Genomic DNA, 15,897 nt, shown 5'->3' with positions numbered 1-15,897 from the left:
ATCAGGGCGGGACCAACCACGGAAAGGACCACAGGCGGTAGGAGGATACACCAGTGGCAGGAGCAGCATCGAGCATCGGCGACGTTCCCGCAAGCGGCGGTGTGGCCAGGCCGAGGCTCTCGTTCTGGCAGATCGTGAACATGAACGTCGGCTTCTTCGGCATCCAGTACAGCTTCGGGCTGCAGCAGGGGAACATGAGCCCGATCTACAAGTACCTGGGCGCCGACGAGGCGTCGCTCCCACTCCTGTGGCTGGCGGGGCCCATGACTGGGCTCCTCGTGCAGCCCATCGTGGGGGCCATGAGCGACCGCACGCTCTCGCCGCGCGGGCGGCGCACGCCGTACTTCCTCGTGGGGGCGGTGCTCTGCTCCCTGGCGCTCTTTGCCATGCCGTTCTCGCGCACGCTGTGGATGGCGGCCGGTCTCCTGTGGGTGCTCGACGCGGCCAACAACATCACGATGGAGCCGTACCGCGCCTTCGTGAGCGATCGCCTCGACGCCTCGCAGCATTCCATCGGCTTCCTGACGCAGAGCGCCTTTACCGGGCTGGGGCAGACGCTCTCCTATCTCACGCCGTCGCTCCTCGTGGCCGTGGGGATGAACGGCGATGCGGTGAACGGTCGCGGCATTCCGTGGATCACCGTCTGGGCCTTCCTCATCGGCGCCGTCTTCTCGATCTCGTCGATCCTCGTCACCGTGCGCACCACGCCGGAGCTTCCGCTCTCCGACGAGGAGCGGCGTCGCATCGAACAGCTCCCGCGCGGCTTCGGTGCCGCGCTGTCCGAGGTGGCAGAGGCGTTCCGCGAGATGCCGACGGCCATGAAGCAGCTGGCGGTGATGAAGCTCTTCCAGTGGTACGCGATGTTCTGCTACTGGCAGTACATCGTCCTGTCGCTCGCCGTGACATTGTTTGGCTCGTCGGACGCCAACACGCACGGCTTTCGCGAGGCGGGGCTCATCAACGGGCGCATTGGCGGCTTCTACAACTTCATCGCCTTTGTCGCCGCGTTCGCGATGGTGCCGTTCACCAGGCGCTTTGGCCCCAGGGTGGTGCACGCCATCTGCCTGACGCTGGCCGGGATCGCGATGCTGTCCATTCCCGCCATCCACGACCGGGCACTGCTCTTTCTCCCCATGATTGGAGTGGGGCTGGCCTGGGCGAGCATCATGGGGAACCCGTACGTGATGCTCGCCGGGAGCATCCCGCAGGAGCGCGTGGGCGTCTACATGGGGATCTTCAACATGTTCATCGTGATCCCGATGATGATCCAGATCTTCACGCTCCCGCTGTTCTACCGGTCGCTGTTAGGCGGCAACCCGGAGAACGTGATCCGGCTGGCGGGAGCGTTGCTGATCTGCGCGGCGGTGGCGGTGCTGTTCGTGAAGCTGGCACCGCGCACGGAGGGCGTCGGCTAGCGCCCGGCCGTGCGCGCCGCCTCCCGCTGTGCATACTGCCGACCGAGCCAAACTGTCAGCAGCAACCACAGCGCCGAGAAGGGAACCATGGTGAAGGCCAGCCCCGAGGCGCCAAGGCCGAAGACCGCCATCCACGTGTACGACCAGGCACCCACCTGGTCACCCAGCCGGTAGACGAAGGTGTCGCTGAAGTTCTTCGCCTTGTACTTGTCGGTGCGCGCGAGGACGGTGAACAGCGCCTCGCGCCCGGGGCGCTGGATGGCGAAGTTGCCGGCGCGGCGCAGCACCTGGAAGACGATGAGCACCGAGAGCACCGGGGCAATTCCGAGGATCCCGAAGCCGACCATCGTCAGGACCGGGAGAAAGGCGAGCGCCGCGCCGACGCCGAGCCACTTCATCACGCGCCCCGTGAGGAAGAGCTGCGCGATGAGGGTCAGCCCGTTGGTGACGAGGTCCATGTTGGCAAACACACGCGTGCGTGCCTCGCGGTCGTCGCCGAAGGCGACCTTCACGATGTCGGCCTGCTGGAAGTACAGGAAGGTCGACGAGATGGTGTAGAAGAGGATCAGCGTGGCGATGCCAAAGAGGTATGGCGACGAGAAGGTGTGCTTGATCCCGTCGAGGATCCCGCCGCCGATCACCTCCTTCGAGGCGTCGCGCGTGGCCTCGGACGCCGGCTCGCCCTCGGCCACCGCCGCCTCCCGCATCCGTCCTTCGTGCCGGTCGATGACCAGTGCCGCCTGCACCGCGAGTTCGAGGATCACCGCCGAGACGAGCATCAGTCCCACGCTCCCCACCACGCCCACGAGTGTCGACGTGATCGTGGCGCCGAGCATCGCGCCTAACGTTCCCCCCACGGCGACGAAGCCGAAGAGGCGCTTTCCCTGTCCCGGCCTGAAGAGGTCGGTGGTGAGCGACCAGAAGACCGAGACGACGAAGAGGTTGAAGACGCTCGTCCAGATGAAGAAGACGCGCCCCGCCCAGACCGCCTGCGCCGGGTCGGCATTCCGGAAATAGAGGTAGAAGGCGACCAGATTGAGCGCGAAGAAGCGATACGCCCAGGACACGAAACGCCGCCGCGTTAGGCGGGTGACGATGCTGGTGTAGAGCGGGTGGACGGCGAGCATCCCGGCCAGCGTCCCGGTGAAGAGCCACGCCAGCTTCTCCGCCCCGCTCGCCGCGCCGATGTCATCGCGGATGGGGCGGATGACGTAGTAGGCGCACAGGACCAGGAAGTAGTACGCGGTGGACCAGAGGAGAACGGCGCCTTCACCTTCCCGCGCACCGACCGCCGCGCGTAGCCGGGCCGACAGCCCATTGGAACTGGTCATGAATGGTCCCGTCTTCTCGGGGTAAGGGGCGAACAACCGGCGAACAACCGGCGAACGAACGGCGAACAACCGGCGAATGAACGGCGAACAAACCGCCGCAACGCGACGAGCGCGAAAGTAGCGCTCGGCTGTAGCGGGCGGAGGAGGTGCCGCGCGAGGAGGATTCCCCCGATTGGCGTTCCCGCGCCCGCAGCCTAGCTTTCGTACGAGTTCCAGCACCCACCGGATTCCGTACGCATTTGCCCTCGCCGATGCTCGCAACGTCGCCGCTTCATCGCCAAACGCCTTCGCTCTCGACACGCGCCGTCACATGCGTGGTCGAGTCCATGGTGTGCGCGTGGACCGGGCGTTCGGCGATGCTCGGGGTGACCGAGACCCCACTGTCGCGATTCGCGACCGCTGGCGCGCGCAAGACGCGCGTATCGGAGATGCGCTCCTCCCACCCCCGCGTCGCGCGCCGCTCCGCATCGGAGCGCGGCGCGGCCGGGGGCCTCCCCAGCTGGCATTGCAGGGTGGGTTCGGCGAGCGCGCGCGAAGGCGGCTAGCCCAACTCGACTTCGGCCTCGTCGGTGACGCTCGTCGCCGACCGTCCGCCCCACCTGCGCACATGCCGCCGGTGGGGCGTCGTGCATTGGCGGGCGCCCGCGGCGGGCCCCGCGACTTGGCGGGTCGCCGTCACGGAGACTCGCGAATCACTACTTCGCTCGGAGGGACACTCTCGTGCAAACGCAACTGCAGCTGGTGCGACGCCCTGGCGTGGGCTACGTCGTGACGGAAGGTTCGGCAACGATCGGCTGGATTCGGCCGGGGATTGTCGGCATCGGTGGTTTCCCCACGCGGGTGGACTCCTACTTTGCCGCCGACGCCGCGGCCTCGCTCCTCGTGACCTGGTCGGCGGGGCGCGAGCAGCTCGTCCCCGTTCCCTTTCCGCACCCGGTGTCGGCCGACGAGCGCGTGCGCCTGGACGACCGGGTCGTCGCGCGTCTCGTTTCGCCGCGTGACGCGGCCCGGTTCGCGGTGGAGGGGTTTGCCTTCGAGATCGCCGTGCCTAACGACATGTGGCTGTCGGTGATGCTCGAAGTCGCGCAGAAGGCGCATGGCGCGACCATGGAGTGGCGACCCACGGCACTGGCCGACGGGACACCGCAGGGGGCCGCATGACGGCGCGCGCCTTCCGGCGCGACGCGTTGCCGGAGCAGGGCGGCGCGCTCACCGCCGAACAGCGTCGCGACCTGCACGAGCAGCTCCTGCGCGCGCAGCGCCGCCTGGAGCGCGCGCGCGCCGCGGGGATCGACGTCGATCGCGAGATGGACGAGACCCTCGGCGCGCTGGCTCGCATGCGGGACGACCGGTATGGCTGGTGCACCCGGTGCGGGGCTCCTATTCCCCTCGGGCGGCTCCTCGTCATGCCCGAGACCACCCACTGCGTCGGGTGCCCGTGACTGGGCACCCGATCGGCGCACGGCGTCGCCGTGCCTAACGCCCGCGCGGGGGGGCCGGCGGCAGCGCGTCCACGAACTCGATGAGGCGCTGCCGCTGCGCCGGCGTCGGCAACCGGCCAACGCCCCCGCCGATGTTGTCGAGCATGTGCTTGGCTTGCGACGTGGCCGGCGTGACCGCGGTGATGGCCGGGTGCGAGACCACCCACTTGAGGAGGAGCTGCGCCCAGGTTGTCGCGTCGACCTCGCGGGCCCAGTCGGGGAGCGGACGGTCGCCGATGCGGCGAAAGAGCGAGGTGCGGCCGAACGGCGCGTACGCCAGCACCGCGATCTTGCGTTCCTGCGCCAGCGGGAGGATCGCCTCTTCCACCTGGCGGTTGTCGGCCGCGTAGTCGATCCCGATGAAGTCGAGCGGCTCGTTCTTCATCACCTCGACCAGCCCGGGATACTGCGGTTCGAACGTCGTGGTGACGCCGATGTAGCGCACGCGCCCCTCCTTCTTGTAGTCCTTGAGGACGCCGAGCTGGGTGGGGACGTCGGACATGTTGTGCACCTGGATCAGGTCGATCCTGGGGCGCTTGAGGCGCTCGAACGACTGCTCCACCTGGGCGCGCGCGGCGGCCGGGTCGGTGGTTCCCCCGCCGCGCCCCGCGGCGTTGAGCTTCGTGGCCCAGAACATCTTCCCGGCAATCCCGAGTTCGTTGACGATCTGCCCCGCGACCTGCTCAGATGCGCCATAGCTCGGCGCCGTGTCGAAGAGCGTCGCCCCGCGATCTGCCATCGCCTGGAAGACCTCCTTGAGCGCGGAGACCTCCTCGCTGCGGGCGACGGTGGCAAAGGTTGCCGAACTGCCGAGCCCGATGACGGGAAGAAGTTCGCCGGTGGCTGGGATCGCCTTCTTGAGAATCGAGCCCTGAACCCCGAGGCCGGCGTGGAGCGATTCGAGCGCCTTGGCGAGAGTCGGGCTCAAGGCGAGTGCGGCGCCGCTGCCTGCGGCGGTTCGAAGCCATGCGCGACGGTTGAGCATCGGGGCGCTCCGGGGGTCCAGTTGTCGGGGACGGACAAGGAAGGCACAAAGGTACGCATGGGAGGGGGCGGACGCTGCGCACCGGCTCGGGTGGGTGGAGCGCGCGATGAACGAAGGGCAAGATCTTCTACCACAGGGAACACGGGGTTTCTAGGAGTGGAGTGACGATCGCGATGGACCTTGATCGCGCACTTCGATCCTCTGCGAGACCCTGCGTTCTCCGCGGTGAAAGAACTTGCCCTTCACAGCGTCCACGCCCACATCGACCGCTTCGGGCACCACCAACTGCGAGTCAGAAGACGACAACAAACGACAGCTGGTCGATCCGATCGAATGACTCGTAGGCACCGGACAGCCAGCCGCGCGTGTATTGCAGCCGCGGCGCGCGCACGCTCGTGCCGAGTCCCAGCGACGCGCCAACGCGGGCCAGCCCCTTGAGTGTGCGGTCGTGTTCCTGATGGTCGCTCACGCTTGTCTTCTGGCGGATGCCGATGGGATAGGCCAACCCGCCGCCCGCCACCAGCTTGAGCGGAACGCTGCCGTCGGGCGTGTACACGCCGTCCAGTTCGAGCGTCCAGGTGCGTAGCGGAAACAACGCCGCGGGATAGCACGCGCCCGTGCTCGTGGGATGGCAGATGGAGACGTCGTCGCCCGCATCCAGGCTTTCCGCCCACGCCAGCACCGTGCGCACGGCCAGTCGTTCCGTCCAGCCGCGCTCCACACCGAACGAGAGCCCGTATGCGGGAATGCCGTCATCGTACGGATGATTCGAATGGAGCACCCCCAACTCGGCGGCGTACAGCCAGCGCGTGGCGCGCGTGGGTTGCTGCGCGAGCGCCGGCGCGGACATCGCCAGAAGCGCCACGGCGATCGACGCGGCGAGCGACATGGCGAGCGACACGCCCGCGCGCCGCGCGCGTTGCATCTGGCGAGAGTGCATCGTGCTACCCTCCGTCGCGCTCGAAGGCCGCGTCGAACCGCACCGTGCTCGGCCTGAAGTTCATCGCCTTCACCGTCGCACACGCCTCGCGTGCGCCGAACTCGCGATCCATCCCGATGTCCTCCCACTCGATCGAGAGCGGCCCCTTGTAGCCGATGCGGTTGAGCCCGCGAATGATCTCCTCGAACTGCACACGCCCACGCCCGATCGATCGGAAGTCCCAGTAGCGATCGCGACTCCCGAACTCGGTATGACCGCCAAACACACCGGCGCGTGTCGGGCGCTCGCTCCACCACACATCCTTCAGGTGCACGTGGTAGATGCGGTGCCCGAACGTCTCGATGAAGGCGACGTAGTCGACGCCCTGGTAGGCAAAGTGCGATGGATCGAAGTTGAACCCGAAGGCGGGACGGAAACGGATCGCCTCGAGTGCGCGCTGCGCCGATGAGATGTCGAAGGCGATCTCCGTCGGGTGCACCTCGAGCGCGAACCTGACCCCGACCTCGTCGAATGTGTCCAGGATGGGGTTCCAGCGGTCGGCAAAATCGCGAAAGCCGGCGTCGATCCACTCGGACGGCACCGGCGGGAACGAGTAGAGCAGGGGCCAGATGCTCGATCCCGTGAAGCCGGGCACCACGCCCACGCCGAGTCGCGCCGCGGCGCGCGCGGTGAGCTTCATCTCCTCGGCGGCGCGCGCCTGCACGCCGTCCGGCTTCCCGTCGCCCCATACCCGCGGCGGGAGGATGGCCCGGTGGCGCTCATCGATGCGATCGCATACCGCCTGCCCTACAAGGTGATTGCTGATCGCGTAGACCGAGAGCCCGTGCCGCGCGAGGATGTCGCGCTGCCTGGCGCAGTAGCCGTCGTCGTTGACGGCGCGCTCCACGTCGAAGTGATCGCCCCAGCAGGCGAGTTCCAGGCCGTCGAAGCCCCAGCTATGCGCCTTGGCGGCCAGGGTCTCGAGCGGGAGGTCGGCCCACTGGCCGGTGAACAGGGTGACGGGACGCGGCATGATGGAGTAGGACGTGTAGATGCGAGGGAAGCGAGCACCCCGGCCGATGCTGGGGATCGCCGTTCGGTTGGTTGTTGCTACTGGCGGACGCTCACGACGGCGGGGTGTAGGTCGCGTCGACCCAGTGACCGGCGCCCTGCGCCCCTTCGCGGGCGCTGCGAAGGGCCGTCTCGATGAAGTGCACGCCGGTGGCCCCGTCCTGCACGGTGGGAAAGTCGAGGTCGGCGGGATCGGGCGACTCGCCCGCCACACGTGCCGCGATCGTGCGCAGCGCGTTGGCGTACACATTGGCGAAGGCCTCGAAGAACGCCTCCGGGTGCCCCGAGGGGAGTCGGCCGGCGCGTTGCGCGGCCGGCGCCAGGTACGCGTTCCCCGGCTTGAGCAGCTGCGCAGGCCCGTCGGCGTGGCGCACGGTGAGGAAGTTTGGCTCCTCCTGCGCCCACTCCAACGATGCCTTGCTCCCGTACACGCGCAATGTGAGGCGGTTCTCTTCCCCCGTCGCGATCTGCGAGCAGTGCAGGATCCCGCGCGAGCCGCCCTCGTAGCGCAGTAGGAGGTTGGCGTCGTCGTCGATCTTGCGGCCGGGGACTACCGTCCCCACGTCGGCCAGCAGCCGCTCGATGCGGCGGCCGGTGACGTAGCGCGCCAGTTGCTCGGCGTGCGAGCCGATGTCGCCTAACGCGCCGGCACCGGCGCGCGCCGGGTCGGTGCGCCAGTCGGCCTGCTTCTGCCCGCTCGCCTCCAGAAGCGACCCGAGCCACCCTTGCGAATACTCCACCACCACCTTCCGCAGGTCGCCTAACGCGCCACTGGCCACCATGGCCCGCGCCTGCTTGATGAGCGGGTAACCGGAGTAGTTGTGCGTCAGCGCGAACACCACTCCCTGCGCCTTCACCAGGTGGCACAGCGCCTCGGCGTCGTCCAGCGTGGTCGTCATCGGCTTGTCGCAGATGACATGGAAGCCGCGCTCGACGAACGCCTTCGCCGCCGGAAAGTGCACGTGGTTCGGTGTCACGATCACCGCGACGTCGATGCGGTCGCCAGGGGGACGCGATGCCTCGGCGGTCGCCATCTCCTCATAGGAGCCATAGACGCGCGAGGCTTCCAGGTGCAGCGCCTCGCCCTGGGCCTTCGACTTCGCGGGATCGCTGGAAAAGGCGCCGGCCACGATCTCGGCCAACCCGTCCAGTTCGGCGGCGCGCCGATGCACCGCGCCGATGAAGGCCCCGGGGCCTCCGCCAACCATCCCGTAGCGAAGCTTGCGATTGAGCGGCATCCGCGTCCCGTGTGCGCTGAAGGTGAAGGACGGCGCCCCTCCTGCGACCGGCGCCATGCCTCGCAATTCTAGGTGGCGTCGTGTCGTGAGCAAGCGGTAGAATGCTGCTCATGTTCGCCATGGATTCCGACTCGCCGCGACGGTTCGGCCTGCGCTTCGTTCCCCAGCGATCGGCGGCGACCGAACCGCCCAGCTGGCTCTTCTGGCTCTTCCTCGCCCTGGCGATCGCCTTCGAGCTCGCGCTCGTCTGGCTGATCATGCCGCTCCCGGGGAGCCAGCGCATGGCGTCGCTCGAGTGGGCCTACGTGTTCCACCGCCAACGCTGGCGCCTGCGCACGCTGCTGTGGGCAATCGTCTTCACCGGCGCCTACCACGAACTGCGGCGACCCGGTCGTCGCCGTCTCGCTGCGGCTGCCGGCCTCGCCGCTGCTGGTGCCACTGCCTACGTGACAAACTTCGTGATGGCGGCCGACGCGATGTTCAAGGTCCCCACCGTGCTCTCGATGCGCGGCGTGGCGGAGAACCTGGTCCCGCTCGATCGGCTCGTGGTGGGGATCGAGGTGCGGGGCGAGGCGCGCGCCTACCCGCTGATGTTCATCGGCTATCACCATCAGGTCCCCGACATGGTGGGTGGCGAGCCGGTGCTCGTCACCTATTGCACCGTCTGCCGCACGGGGCGCGTCTTCTCTCCCATGGTGAATGGGCGCGCCGAGTCGTTCCGCCTGGTGGGAATGGACCACTGGAACGCCATGCTGGAGGATGCGACGACGAAGAGCTGGTGGCGGCAGGCCAATGGCGAGGCGGTGGCCGGGGCGCTCAAGGGGTATACGCTCACGGAAGTCACGTCGCTGCAGGTGACGCTGGCCGAGTGGCTCGCGTTGCACCCGACGAGCCTCGTCATGCAGGGCGATCCCGACTTCACGAAGGAGTACGCCAAGGACTATGCGTTCGAGAAGGGAACCAGCCGCAAGGCGCTGACGGGGACCGATACGACGTCGTGGGGCGAGAAGTCATGGGTGGTGGGGATCCTCATGGACTCGCACGCCGTCGCCTTCGACTGGAACCGTCTCAAGCGCGAGCGCGTGATCAACGCGGTAGTGGGGCGCGTCCCCATCGTCCTCGCGCTCGCCACCGATACCGCCTCCTATTACGCCTACATCCGGCCGGATAGCGCGCTGACCTTCACCATTCGCGGGGACACGCTGGTGTCGGCACGCTTCTCCTTCCCGGTGAATGGCGGTGGCAGCGCGTTGCGCCCGCCGCGCATTCCGGCCAGCCAGGAATTCTGGCACTCATGGCGGACGTTCCAGCCGGGGACGTCGCGGTACTGAGGCCGACACCCGCGCCTAACGAAGATCAACGATTTTCAAGACGGAGGCACGGAGAACCCGGAGGGCGTACTACTCCGTGTCCTCCGTGCCTCCGTGGTGAAAGCTCTTTCAACAGCTATGTCTCCGCGCGTGCCCGGCGCCAGCGCTCGCTACTTCTCGAGGACGATGCGCCCCGGCGGCGCGTAGCCGTGCGCCTTCATCCGCTCCCCTGACTGCGCGTACATCGCCTCGCCCAGGTCGCTGACACCCGTGGCGTCGATCCAGCGGTTGTAGAAGTTGAAGAGCGCGCAGACCGTGATGGCGTCATAGATCGCCTCCTCGCTCCACCCCGCCGCCTTGCACGTCTCGATGTCCGCAGGCCCCAACTCGGCGCAGCGGGCGTTCACCGTGTCGAGAAAGGCGAAAAGCACCTTCCATGACTCGTCGATCGGCGCCGTGCGATAGTCGGCCAGCACCGCGTCCACCAGCGCCCGGTTCCCCAGCAACGTCGCCGCGACCGCGGCGTGCGACCCCGTTCAGAAGTCGCAGTCGTTGCGCCTGGAGGTGAGCGCCGCGATCAACTCGCGCAGCCCCGCCGACAACGGCGACGCCCCACGCATCACCCCTTGCGTGAAGTGCGCCAGGAAGTCGGTGCGATCGGGCTTGTAGGCGAACAGGTGCCAGATCTGCGGCATCGGCTTCCCCTGCGCGCGCATGAGCGCAATCCGATCCGCATACGTCCCCGCCCCCGCCCCCCGCTCAACCTCCTGCAAGTACATCGGATGCATACGAGTCCCTCTTGTACCGTTTGACCGTCAGTTCCATCAAGAGAAGCCGCGAAGCCCCCCAACCACCGCGCGCTCCCTTCGTGTCTCCGTGTCTTCGTGTGAAACGAACTCCCTTGCGCCCCCGCGGCCGCCGGCCACGCTACGCCGTCACCTCCACCGGATTCCCATCCGGATCCTCCAACACCGCCTCGTAATACCCATCCCCCGTCACCCGCGCCTCCGAGCGAATCGGCACCCCCGCCGAGCGCGCCAGCTCGACGAGCGCATCGACCTTCTCGCGCGACCCCACCGAGATGGCGAGGTGCGCGTAGCCGAGTGCCGGCGGCAACGCCATGGGCGAGAGCTGCGGCAGTTGCATGAGCTCGAGCCGAGTCTCGCCGCCTGGAATAGTCAGGAAGTACGACGCGAAGCCTCGCACGCGCGCCGATTCGTACCGCTCGTTGGCGACCGCACCGAACAACGTCTGGTAGAAGGCGCGCGACTGCTCGAGGTCGTGCGTCCACAGCGCCACGTGTTCGATCTTCATCGCCCTAGAAGATGCAGCTGCCGCGCGCCGGAAGGCGCACCGTCGTCGTGCCGTTGGCCGAGCTGCCCGCCGGGCAGGCGCCTAACGCGTCGGCCGGGAGCGACGCCACCGGGATCGCCACCTCCACCGCCTCCTTTCCGTTGTTGATCGCCACGACCGTCGCTCCGCGCCGGTAGACGTATACCTGGTCGGTGACGACGAGATGCTCCGTGGCCCCGCCACGCAACTCCTGTCGTTGGGCGCGCAGCTGCGCCACGCGTTGCACGTGACGCCATACGTCCTGCTCGGTCGCCGTGCGCCCGCTCGCCTCGAACGCGTTGTGTGCGTCGCTCGCCCACCCACCGGGAAAGTCGCGCCGGTTGTCGGGATCGTTCCCGCCGGGGAGCGCGACCTCGTCGCCGTAGTACACGAGCGGCGTCCCGCGCGCCGTGAGGAGAAAGGTGAAGGCGAGCTTGAGCCCGTCGGGCGTGGCCCCAGGCTCGTGCATGAAGCGCTGCACGTCGTGCAGCCCCAGGAACGTCATCAAGTTCTGCGGGTCGCGATAGACGTGGTCGCGCGACAGCATCTGCGCCACCTGCCGCACCGGTTCGCCGCGCGCAAAGGCCCCTCGAATGGCGTAGAAGAGCGGGAAGTCGAAGAGGACGTCGACCTTGTCGTCGACGCCGTCCCACTGCTGCCGCCCCCCCTCGAAGAACGCAATCATCGACGGGTCGCCGTCGAACACCTCGCCCACCACGCGCACCGCGGGATACTCGCGCTTGATTGCCGTCATCCAGTCACGCCAGAACCAGCGCGGCACATAGGGCCACGTATCCTGGCGAATCCCGTCCATCCCGCTCACGCCAATCCACCACAGCGTGTTCTGGATGATGTAGCGCGCCACCTCGGGATCGTCCTGGTTGAGGTCGGGGAGGATGTTGATGAACCAGCCGTCGAGCGTCGCCTTGCGCATTCCCGCGTTGGAGTACGGGTCGGCCAGCGTCCACGTCTGCCAGGTGTTGTTGGGGTGGCTGGCCTCGGTCCCGTGGAACCAGGTGGGCGTCGGCGAGTCCTGCACCCACGGGTGGTACGGCCCCGTATGGTTGGCCACCATGTCGAGGATGATGCGGATGCCCTGCGCGTGCGCATCGTCCACCAGCTGCCGGAAGGTGGCAACGTCGCCCAGGTGCTCGTCGACCGCGTAGAAGTCGGTGGCGCCGTAGCCGTGGTAGTCGGTGATGGGGAGGTTGTCGTACGTCTCCTTGCGATTGAGCCCGTTGTTGTTGTCGTACAGCGGGTTCATCCAGATGGCGGTCACGCCTAACGACCTGAGATAGGGGAGCTTCTGCCGCACCCCCGCCAGGTCACCGCCGTGGTAGTAGCGCCCCTTGGCGCGATCGAGGAGCCCGCGCGATACGGCCGGATCGTCGTTGGACGCGTCGCCGTTGGCGAAGCGATCCGGCATGAGGAGGTATACCACGTCCTCCGTCCCGAAGCCCTGGAAGCGCCCGTGCCCCCCCAGCCTCGGCGCGACGCTGAACGGCACCGCGACGGAGCCGCCATTCGTGCGCAACGTGAGTGGATAGCTCCCCGGCGCTGCATCGCGCGGGATCACGACGTCCACGAAGGCATACGTGCCGCGCGCGCTCACCGTCACGTTGTCGCACGCCAGGCGTCCGCACTCGAGGCGCGCCCCTCCGAGGTTGGTCCCCCGCACCAGGACGCGCACCGGATTCACCGACGAATTCGCCCACCAGTTGGGCGGCTCCACCTTCGAAACCGTCGGCGCCTGCGCACCCGCGCCAACCGTCAGCAGCAACGCACCCACAACAAACACAGAGCGGCGGATAGAACCCCGCATCGACTCACGAACTCTCATGTAACCTCCTCCGTGTACCTCCGTGCCCCCTCCGTGAACCTCCGTGTCGCGCTTGTCGCGCCGCTCCGTATCGAGCGTGCCGCGCCTCTCCCGGAGGCCCCCGAAACCGCTACGCCGCCGCCTCCCCCCGATCGTCCACCCGCATCACCAGCAGCGCCGCCAGCGCCATGAACACCCCGCCCAGCACCACCGCCGCCAGACGGTTGTTGTCGAGCACGTGGTTCATCACCCACCCGAACCCCAACGACGCCACGATCTCGGGGATCACGATGAAGAAGTTGAAGATCCCCATGTATACGCCCGTCCTGGCCGGCGGAAGCGCGCCGGCCAGCATCGCGTACGGCATCGACAGCGTGCTCGCCCAGGCAATCCCCACTCCAACCATCGACAGCAGGAGCAGTCTGGGCTCGTGGATCACCGCCACCGACGCCAAACCCGCCGCCCCGCACATCAGGCAGATCCCGTGCGTCGCCTTGCGCCCCACCTTCCGCGCCAGCACGGGGAGCCAGAAGGCGAAGAGGAAGCAGACCGCCGAGTACGCACCGAAGCAGACGCCGGCCCATTCCTGCCCCGCCTGATACAGCGGCGAGTTGGTGTCGGGCGCGCCAAAAACGTTGCGCGCCACCGCCACCGGGAAGTACAGCCACATGCAGAACAGCCCGAGCCAGGTGCACAGCTGCACCGGCGCCAGCTGCTTCATCGTCACCGGCATCGCCCTGAACGCGGCCACCACCTCACGCACCGTCGCCGCGACCCCCGCACTCTGTGACTTGGCGCGACGGAACGCCTCCATGTCGGCCGGCGGGTGCTCCCTGGTCGTGACAATGGTATACAGCACCGCGCCGAAGAACGCCGCCGACCCGATGTAGAACGACAGCCGCACCGTCGTCGGGATGGTCCCGGGCGCCGACGCCCCCACGCCGAGCCAGTTGGTCAGCATCCACGGCATCGCCGAGGCGAGCACCGCCCCCACGCCAATGAAGAACGACTGCATGGCAAAGCCGCGCGTCCGCTCATGCTGCGGGAGGAGGTCGGCCACAAAGGCGCGGAACGGCTCCATCGAGATGTTGATGCTCGCGTCGAGGATCCACAGCAGCCCGGCCGCCATCCAGAGCGCACTCGACTGCGGCATCAGGATGAGCGCGCACGAACTGAGAATCGCCCCCACCAGGAAGAACGGGCGCCGACGCCCCAGCACCGGATGCCAGGTGTGGTCGCTCAAGTGCCCGATGATGGGTTGCACGATGAGCCCCGTGAGCGGCGCCGCCAGCCACAACATCGGGATCTCGTCGGGCCTGGCGCCCAGGTACTCGTAGATGGCGCTCATGTTCGCCATCTGCAGCCCCCAGCCGAACTGGATGCCGAGGAAGCCGAACGACATGTTCCAGATGCTCGCGAACGGCGTCCGCGCCGGCGCGCTGGTGGGACCAGCCGCGGCCGCCGCGCCGCCGGCGTGCGTTGCGTCGCTCATCGCTCCTGTGCCTCGCTGCAGGAAGTCACGCGCTGCCTAACGGTCATACAGCGTCACCAGCTCGCGCAGGCGAGCGGCAATCTCCGGCGTCACCTGGTCCCACGAGTAGCGGAACCCCCAGTTGCCCCCCTGGCGCCCCGGGAGGTTCATCCGCGCCTCGCTCCCCAGCCCCAGCACATCCTGCATGGGGACGAGCACGGTGTTCGCCACCGAGGCCAGCGCGGCGCGCATCAGCACCCAGTGCATCTCGCGCCCGTCGGTATTGAGGTAGCGCATCGCGTACGACTTCTCGCGCGCCACGTCTTCCGCCGAACGCGTCGAGTCGCCGGCGCCGGTCGAGTTCCACCACCCCATCGTCGTGTCGTTGTCGTGCGTCCCCGTGTACACCACGCGGTCGCGCGGGAAGTTGTGCGGCTTGAACTCGCTCGCCTGCCCGTCTCCCCCAAAGGCGAACTGCAGAATGCTCATTCCCGGGAAGCCGAAGCGCTCGCGCAGCGCCTCCACGGCCGGCGTGATGAGCCCCAGGTTCTCGGCCACGATGGGGAGCTTGCCTAACGCCCCCTCGATCGCCTCGAACAGCGCGGCGCCGGGCCCCGGCGTCCACGACCCGTTGATCGCCGTCACCTCGTCGCCCGGCACCTCCCAGTACGCCTCGAAGCCGCGGAAATGGTCGATGCGCACCAGGTCGAACAGCTGAAAGGCGGCGCGCATGCGACGGATCCACCAGGCATACCCCGTCTTGGCCAAGGCATCCCAGTCGTAGATCGGGTTCCCCCACAACTGGCCGGTGGCGCTGAAGTAATCGGGCGGGACGCCGGCCTGCGTGAGCAACCGCCCGTCGGGTTTGAGCTTGAACAGCTCGCGATTGGCCCACACGTCTGCCGAGTCGTGGGCAACGTAGATGGGAAGGTCGCCCATGAGCTGGATGCCGCGCGCGGCCGCCGCCGCCTTGAGCGCCAGAAATTGCGCGAAGAAGAAGTACTGCTCGCGGCGGATACGCTCGATGGAGTCGGCGAGCGTCACGCGCCACTCGGCCAGCGCCGCCGCGTCGCGCTGCGCTGCGCCCGGCTCCCAGTCGGTCCAGGCAACCCCGCCATGCGCCTGCTTGAGCGCCATGAAGAGCGAGAAGTCGTCCAGCCAGTCGATCTCGCGCGCCACGAAGGCGATATAAGCGGCGTCCGGCGTGAAGCGATCGATCGCCGCGCGCAGGAGCGCTTGCTTGTGCGGGACCACGCGCGCAAAGTCGACCGTGTGGAGCGGAAAGTCGCCCCCCTCACCGGGCGCGTGGATGAGCGCCGGATTGCCGGCGAACGCCGAGAAGCACTGATACGGCGAGTCGCCGTAGCCGGTGGGGCCAAGGGGGAGGACCTGCCAGATCTTGAGCCCGGCCTGCGACAGGAAGTCGAGAAAGCGATGGGCCTCGGGGCCCAGGTCGCCAATGCCGTGCGGGCCGGGAAGCGACGTCGGGTGAAGGAGCAGGCCGGCGTTTCGCGGAAACGTCATG

At 67.9% G+C, this 15,897-nt stretch carries 15 protein-coding genes; 4 read left to right on the top strand and 11 right to left on the bottom strand.

All coding sequences use genetic code 11. The annotated features are described in order from the left end of the window. Nucleotides 1-53 precede the first annotated feature (53 nt). Nucleotides 54-1,415, top strand: coding sequence for an MFS transporter (locus tag IT359_12935; GenBank protein MCC6929879.1), 1,362 nt, complete (start codon nucleotides 54-56; stop codon nucleotides 1,413-1,415). Here IT359_12935 and IT359_12930 read toward each other — a convergent pair. Continuing rightward, nucleotides 1,412-2,746, bottom strand: coding sequence for an MFS transporter (locus tag IT359_12930; GenBank protein MCC6929878.1), 1,335 nt, complete (start codon nucleotides 2,744-2,746; stop codon nucleotides 1,412-1,414). The genes IT359_12935 and IT359_12930 overlap by 4 nt on opposite strands. Nucleotides 2,747-3,466: 720 nt before the next feature. On the opposite strand from IT359_12930, the gene IT359_12925 reads away from it, so the two are divergent. Together IT359_12925 and IT359_12920 are read left to right on the top strand one after the other, a co-directional pair. Next, nucleotides 3,467-3,907, top strand: a complete 441-nt coding sequence (locus IT359_12925; GenBank protein ID MCC6929877.1) for a hypothetical protein — start codon at nucleotides 3,467-3,469, stop codon at nucleotides 3,905-3,907. Then, nucleotides 3,904-4,188: a TraR/DksA C4-type zinc finger protein gene (locus IT359_12920; GenBank protein MCC6929876.1), complete on the top strand. Its 285-nt coding sequence runs from the start codon at nucleotides 3,904-3,906 to the stop codon at nucleotides 4,186-4,188. The genes IT359_12925 and IT359_12920 overlap by 4 nt, the downstream gene beginning before the upstream one ends. Before the next feature lie 34 nt (nucleotides 4,189-4,222). Here the strand turns inward: IT359_12920 and IT359_12915 are convergent, their stop codons facing one another. From IT359_12915 to IT359_12900, 4 genes are all read right to left on the bottom strand, one after another. Further along, nucleotides 4,223-5,212, bottom strand: a complete 990-nt coding sequence (locus IT359_12915; GenBank protein ID MCC6929875.1) for an aldo/keto reductase — start codon at nucleotides 5,210-5,212, stop codon at nucleotides 4,223-4,225. A gap of 292 nt (nucleotides 5,213-5,504) precedes the next feature. Beyond that, the gene (locus IT359_12910) at nucleotides 5,505-6,152 is read right to left on the bottom strand and encodes a hypothetical protein (protein ID MCC6929874.1); all 648 of its coding nucleotides are present in this window, start codon (nucleotides 6,150-6,152) and stop codon (nucleotides 5,505-5,507) included. Between the two features lie 4 nt (nucleotides 6,153-6,156). Then, complete coding sequence (locus IT359_12905; protein MCC6929873.1) at nucleotides 6,157-7,164, bottom strand: sugar phosphate isomerase/epimerase; 1,008 nt, start codon at nucleotides 7,162-7,164, stop codon at nucleotides 6,157-6,159. A 91-nt stretch (nucleotides 7,165-7,255) separates the two neighbouring features. Beyond that, nucleotides 7,256-8,497, bottom strand: a complete 1,242-nt coding sequence (locus IT359_12900; GenBank protein MCC6929872.1) for a Gfo/Idh/MocA family oxidoreductase — start codon at nucleotides 8,495-8,497, stop codon at nucleotides 7,256-7,258. A 44-nt stretch (nucleotides 8,498-8,541) separates the two neighbouring features. Here IT359_12900 and IT359_12895 point away from each other — a divergent pair, with 44 nt between their 5' ends. Further along, on the top strand, nucleotides 8,542-9,771 hold the full coding sequence (locus IT359_12895) for a DUF3179 domain-containing protein (GenBank protein ID MCC6929871.1): 1,230 nt from the start codon (nucleotides 8,542-8,544) through the stop codon (nucleotides 9,769-9,771). A gap of 149 nt (nucleotides 9,772-9,920) precedes the next feature. Here the strand turns inward: IT359_12895 and IT359_12890 are convergent, their stop codons facing one another. From IT359_12890 to malQ, 6 genes are all read right to left on the bottom strand, one after another. Further along, the gene (locus tag IT359_12890; GenBank protein ID MCC6929870.1) at nucleotides 9,921-10,256 is read right to left on the bottom strand and encodes a hypothetical protein; all 336 of its coding nucleotides are present in this window, start codon (nucleotides 10,254-10,256) and stop codon (nucleotides 9,921-9,923) included. Between the two features lie 30 nt (nucleotides 10,257-10,286). Next, the gene (locus tag IT359_12885) at nucleotides 10,287-10,538 is read right to left on the bottom strand and encodes a hypothetical protein (GenBank protein ID MCC6929869.1); all 252 of its coding nucleotides are present in this window, start codon (nucleotides 10,536-10,538) and stop codon (nucleotides 10,287-10,289) included. A gap of 139 nt (nucleotides 10,539-10,677) precedes the next feature. Then, a complete protein-coding gene (locus IT359_12880; GenBank protein MCC6929868.1) occupies nucleotides 10,678-11,064 on the bottom strand; it encodes a VOC family protein in 387 nt (128 codons plus the stop codon). A 4-nt stretch (nucleotides 11,065-11,068) separates the two neighbouring features. Then, on the bottom strand, nucleotides 11,069-12,880 hold the full coding sequence (locus tag IT359_12875) for a cyclomaltodextrinase N-terminal domain-containing protein (GenBank protein MCC6929867.1): 1,812 nt from the start codon (nucleotides 12,878-12,880) through the stop codon (nucleotides 11,069-11,071). Between the two features lie 151 nt (nucleotides 12,881-13,031). Continuing rightward, nucleotides 13,032-14,393, bottom strand: a complete 1,362-nt coding sequence (locus IT359_12870) for an MFS transporter (protein ID MCC6929866.1) — start codon at nucleotides 14,391-14,393, stop codon at nucleotides 13,032-13,034. Nucleotides 14,394-14,429: 36 nt separating this feature from the next. Further along, the gene (malQ, locus tag IT359_12865) at nucleotides 14,430-15,896 is read right to left on the bottom strand and encodes a 4-alpha-glucanotransferase (protein MCC6929865.1); all 1,467 of its coding nucleotides are present in this window, start codon (nucleotides 15,894-15,896) and stop codon (nucleotides 14,430-14,432) included. Nucleotide 15,897: the final 1 nt, after the last annotated feature.

It is taken from the genome of Gemmatimonadaceae bacterium (assembly GCA_020852815.1).
Classification (GTDB): Bacteria; Gemmatimonadota; Gemmatimonadetes; order Gemmatimonadales; family Gemmatimonadaceae; genus SCN-70-22.
This window is presented reverse-complemented; position numbering and strand designations above follow the sequence as displayed.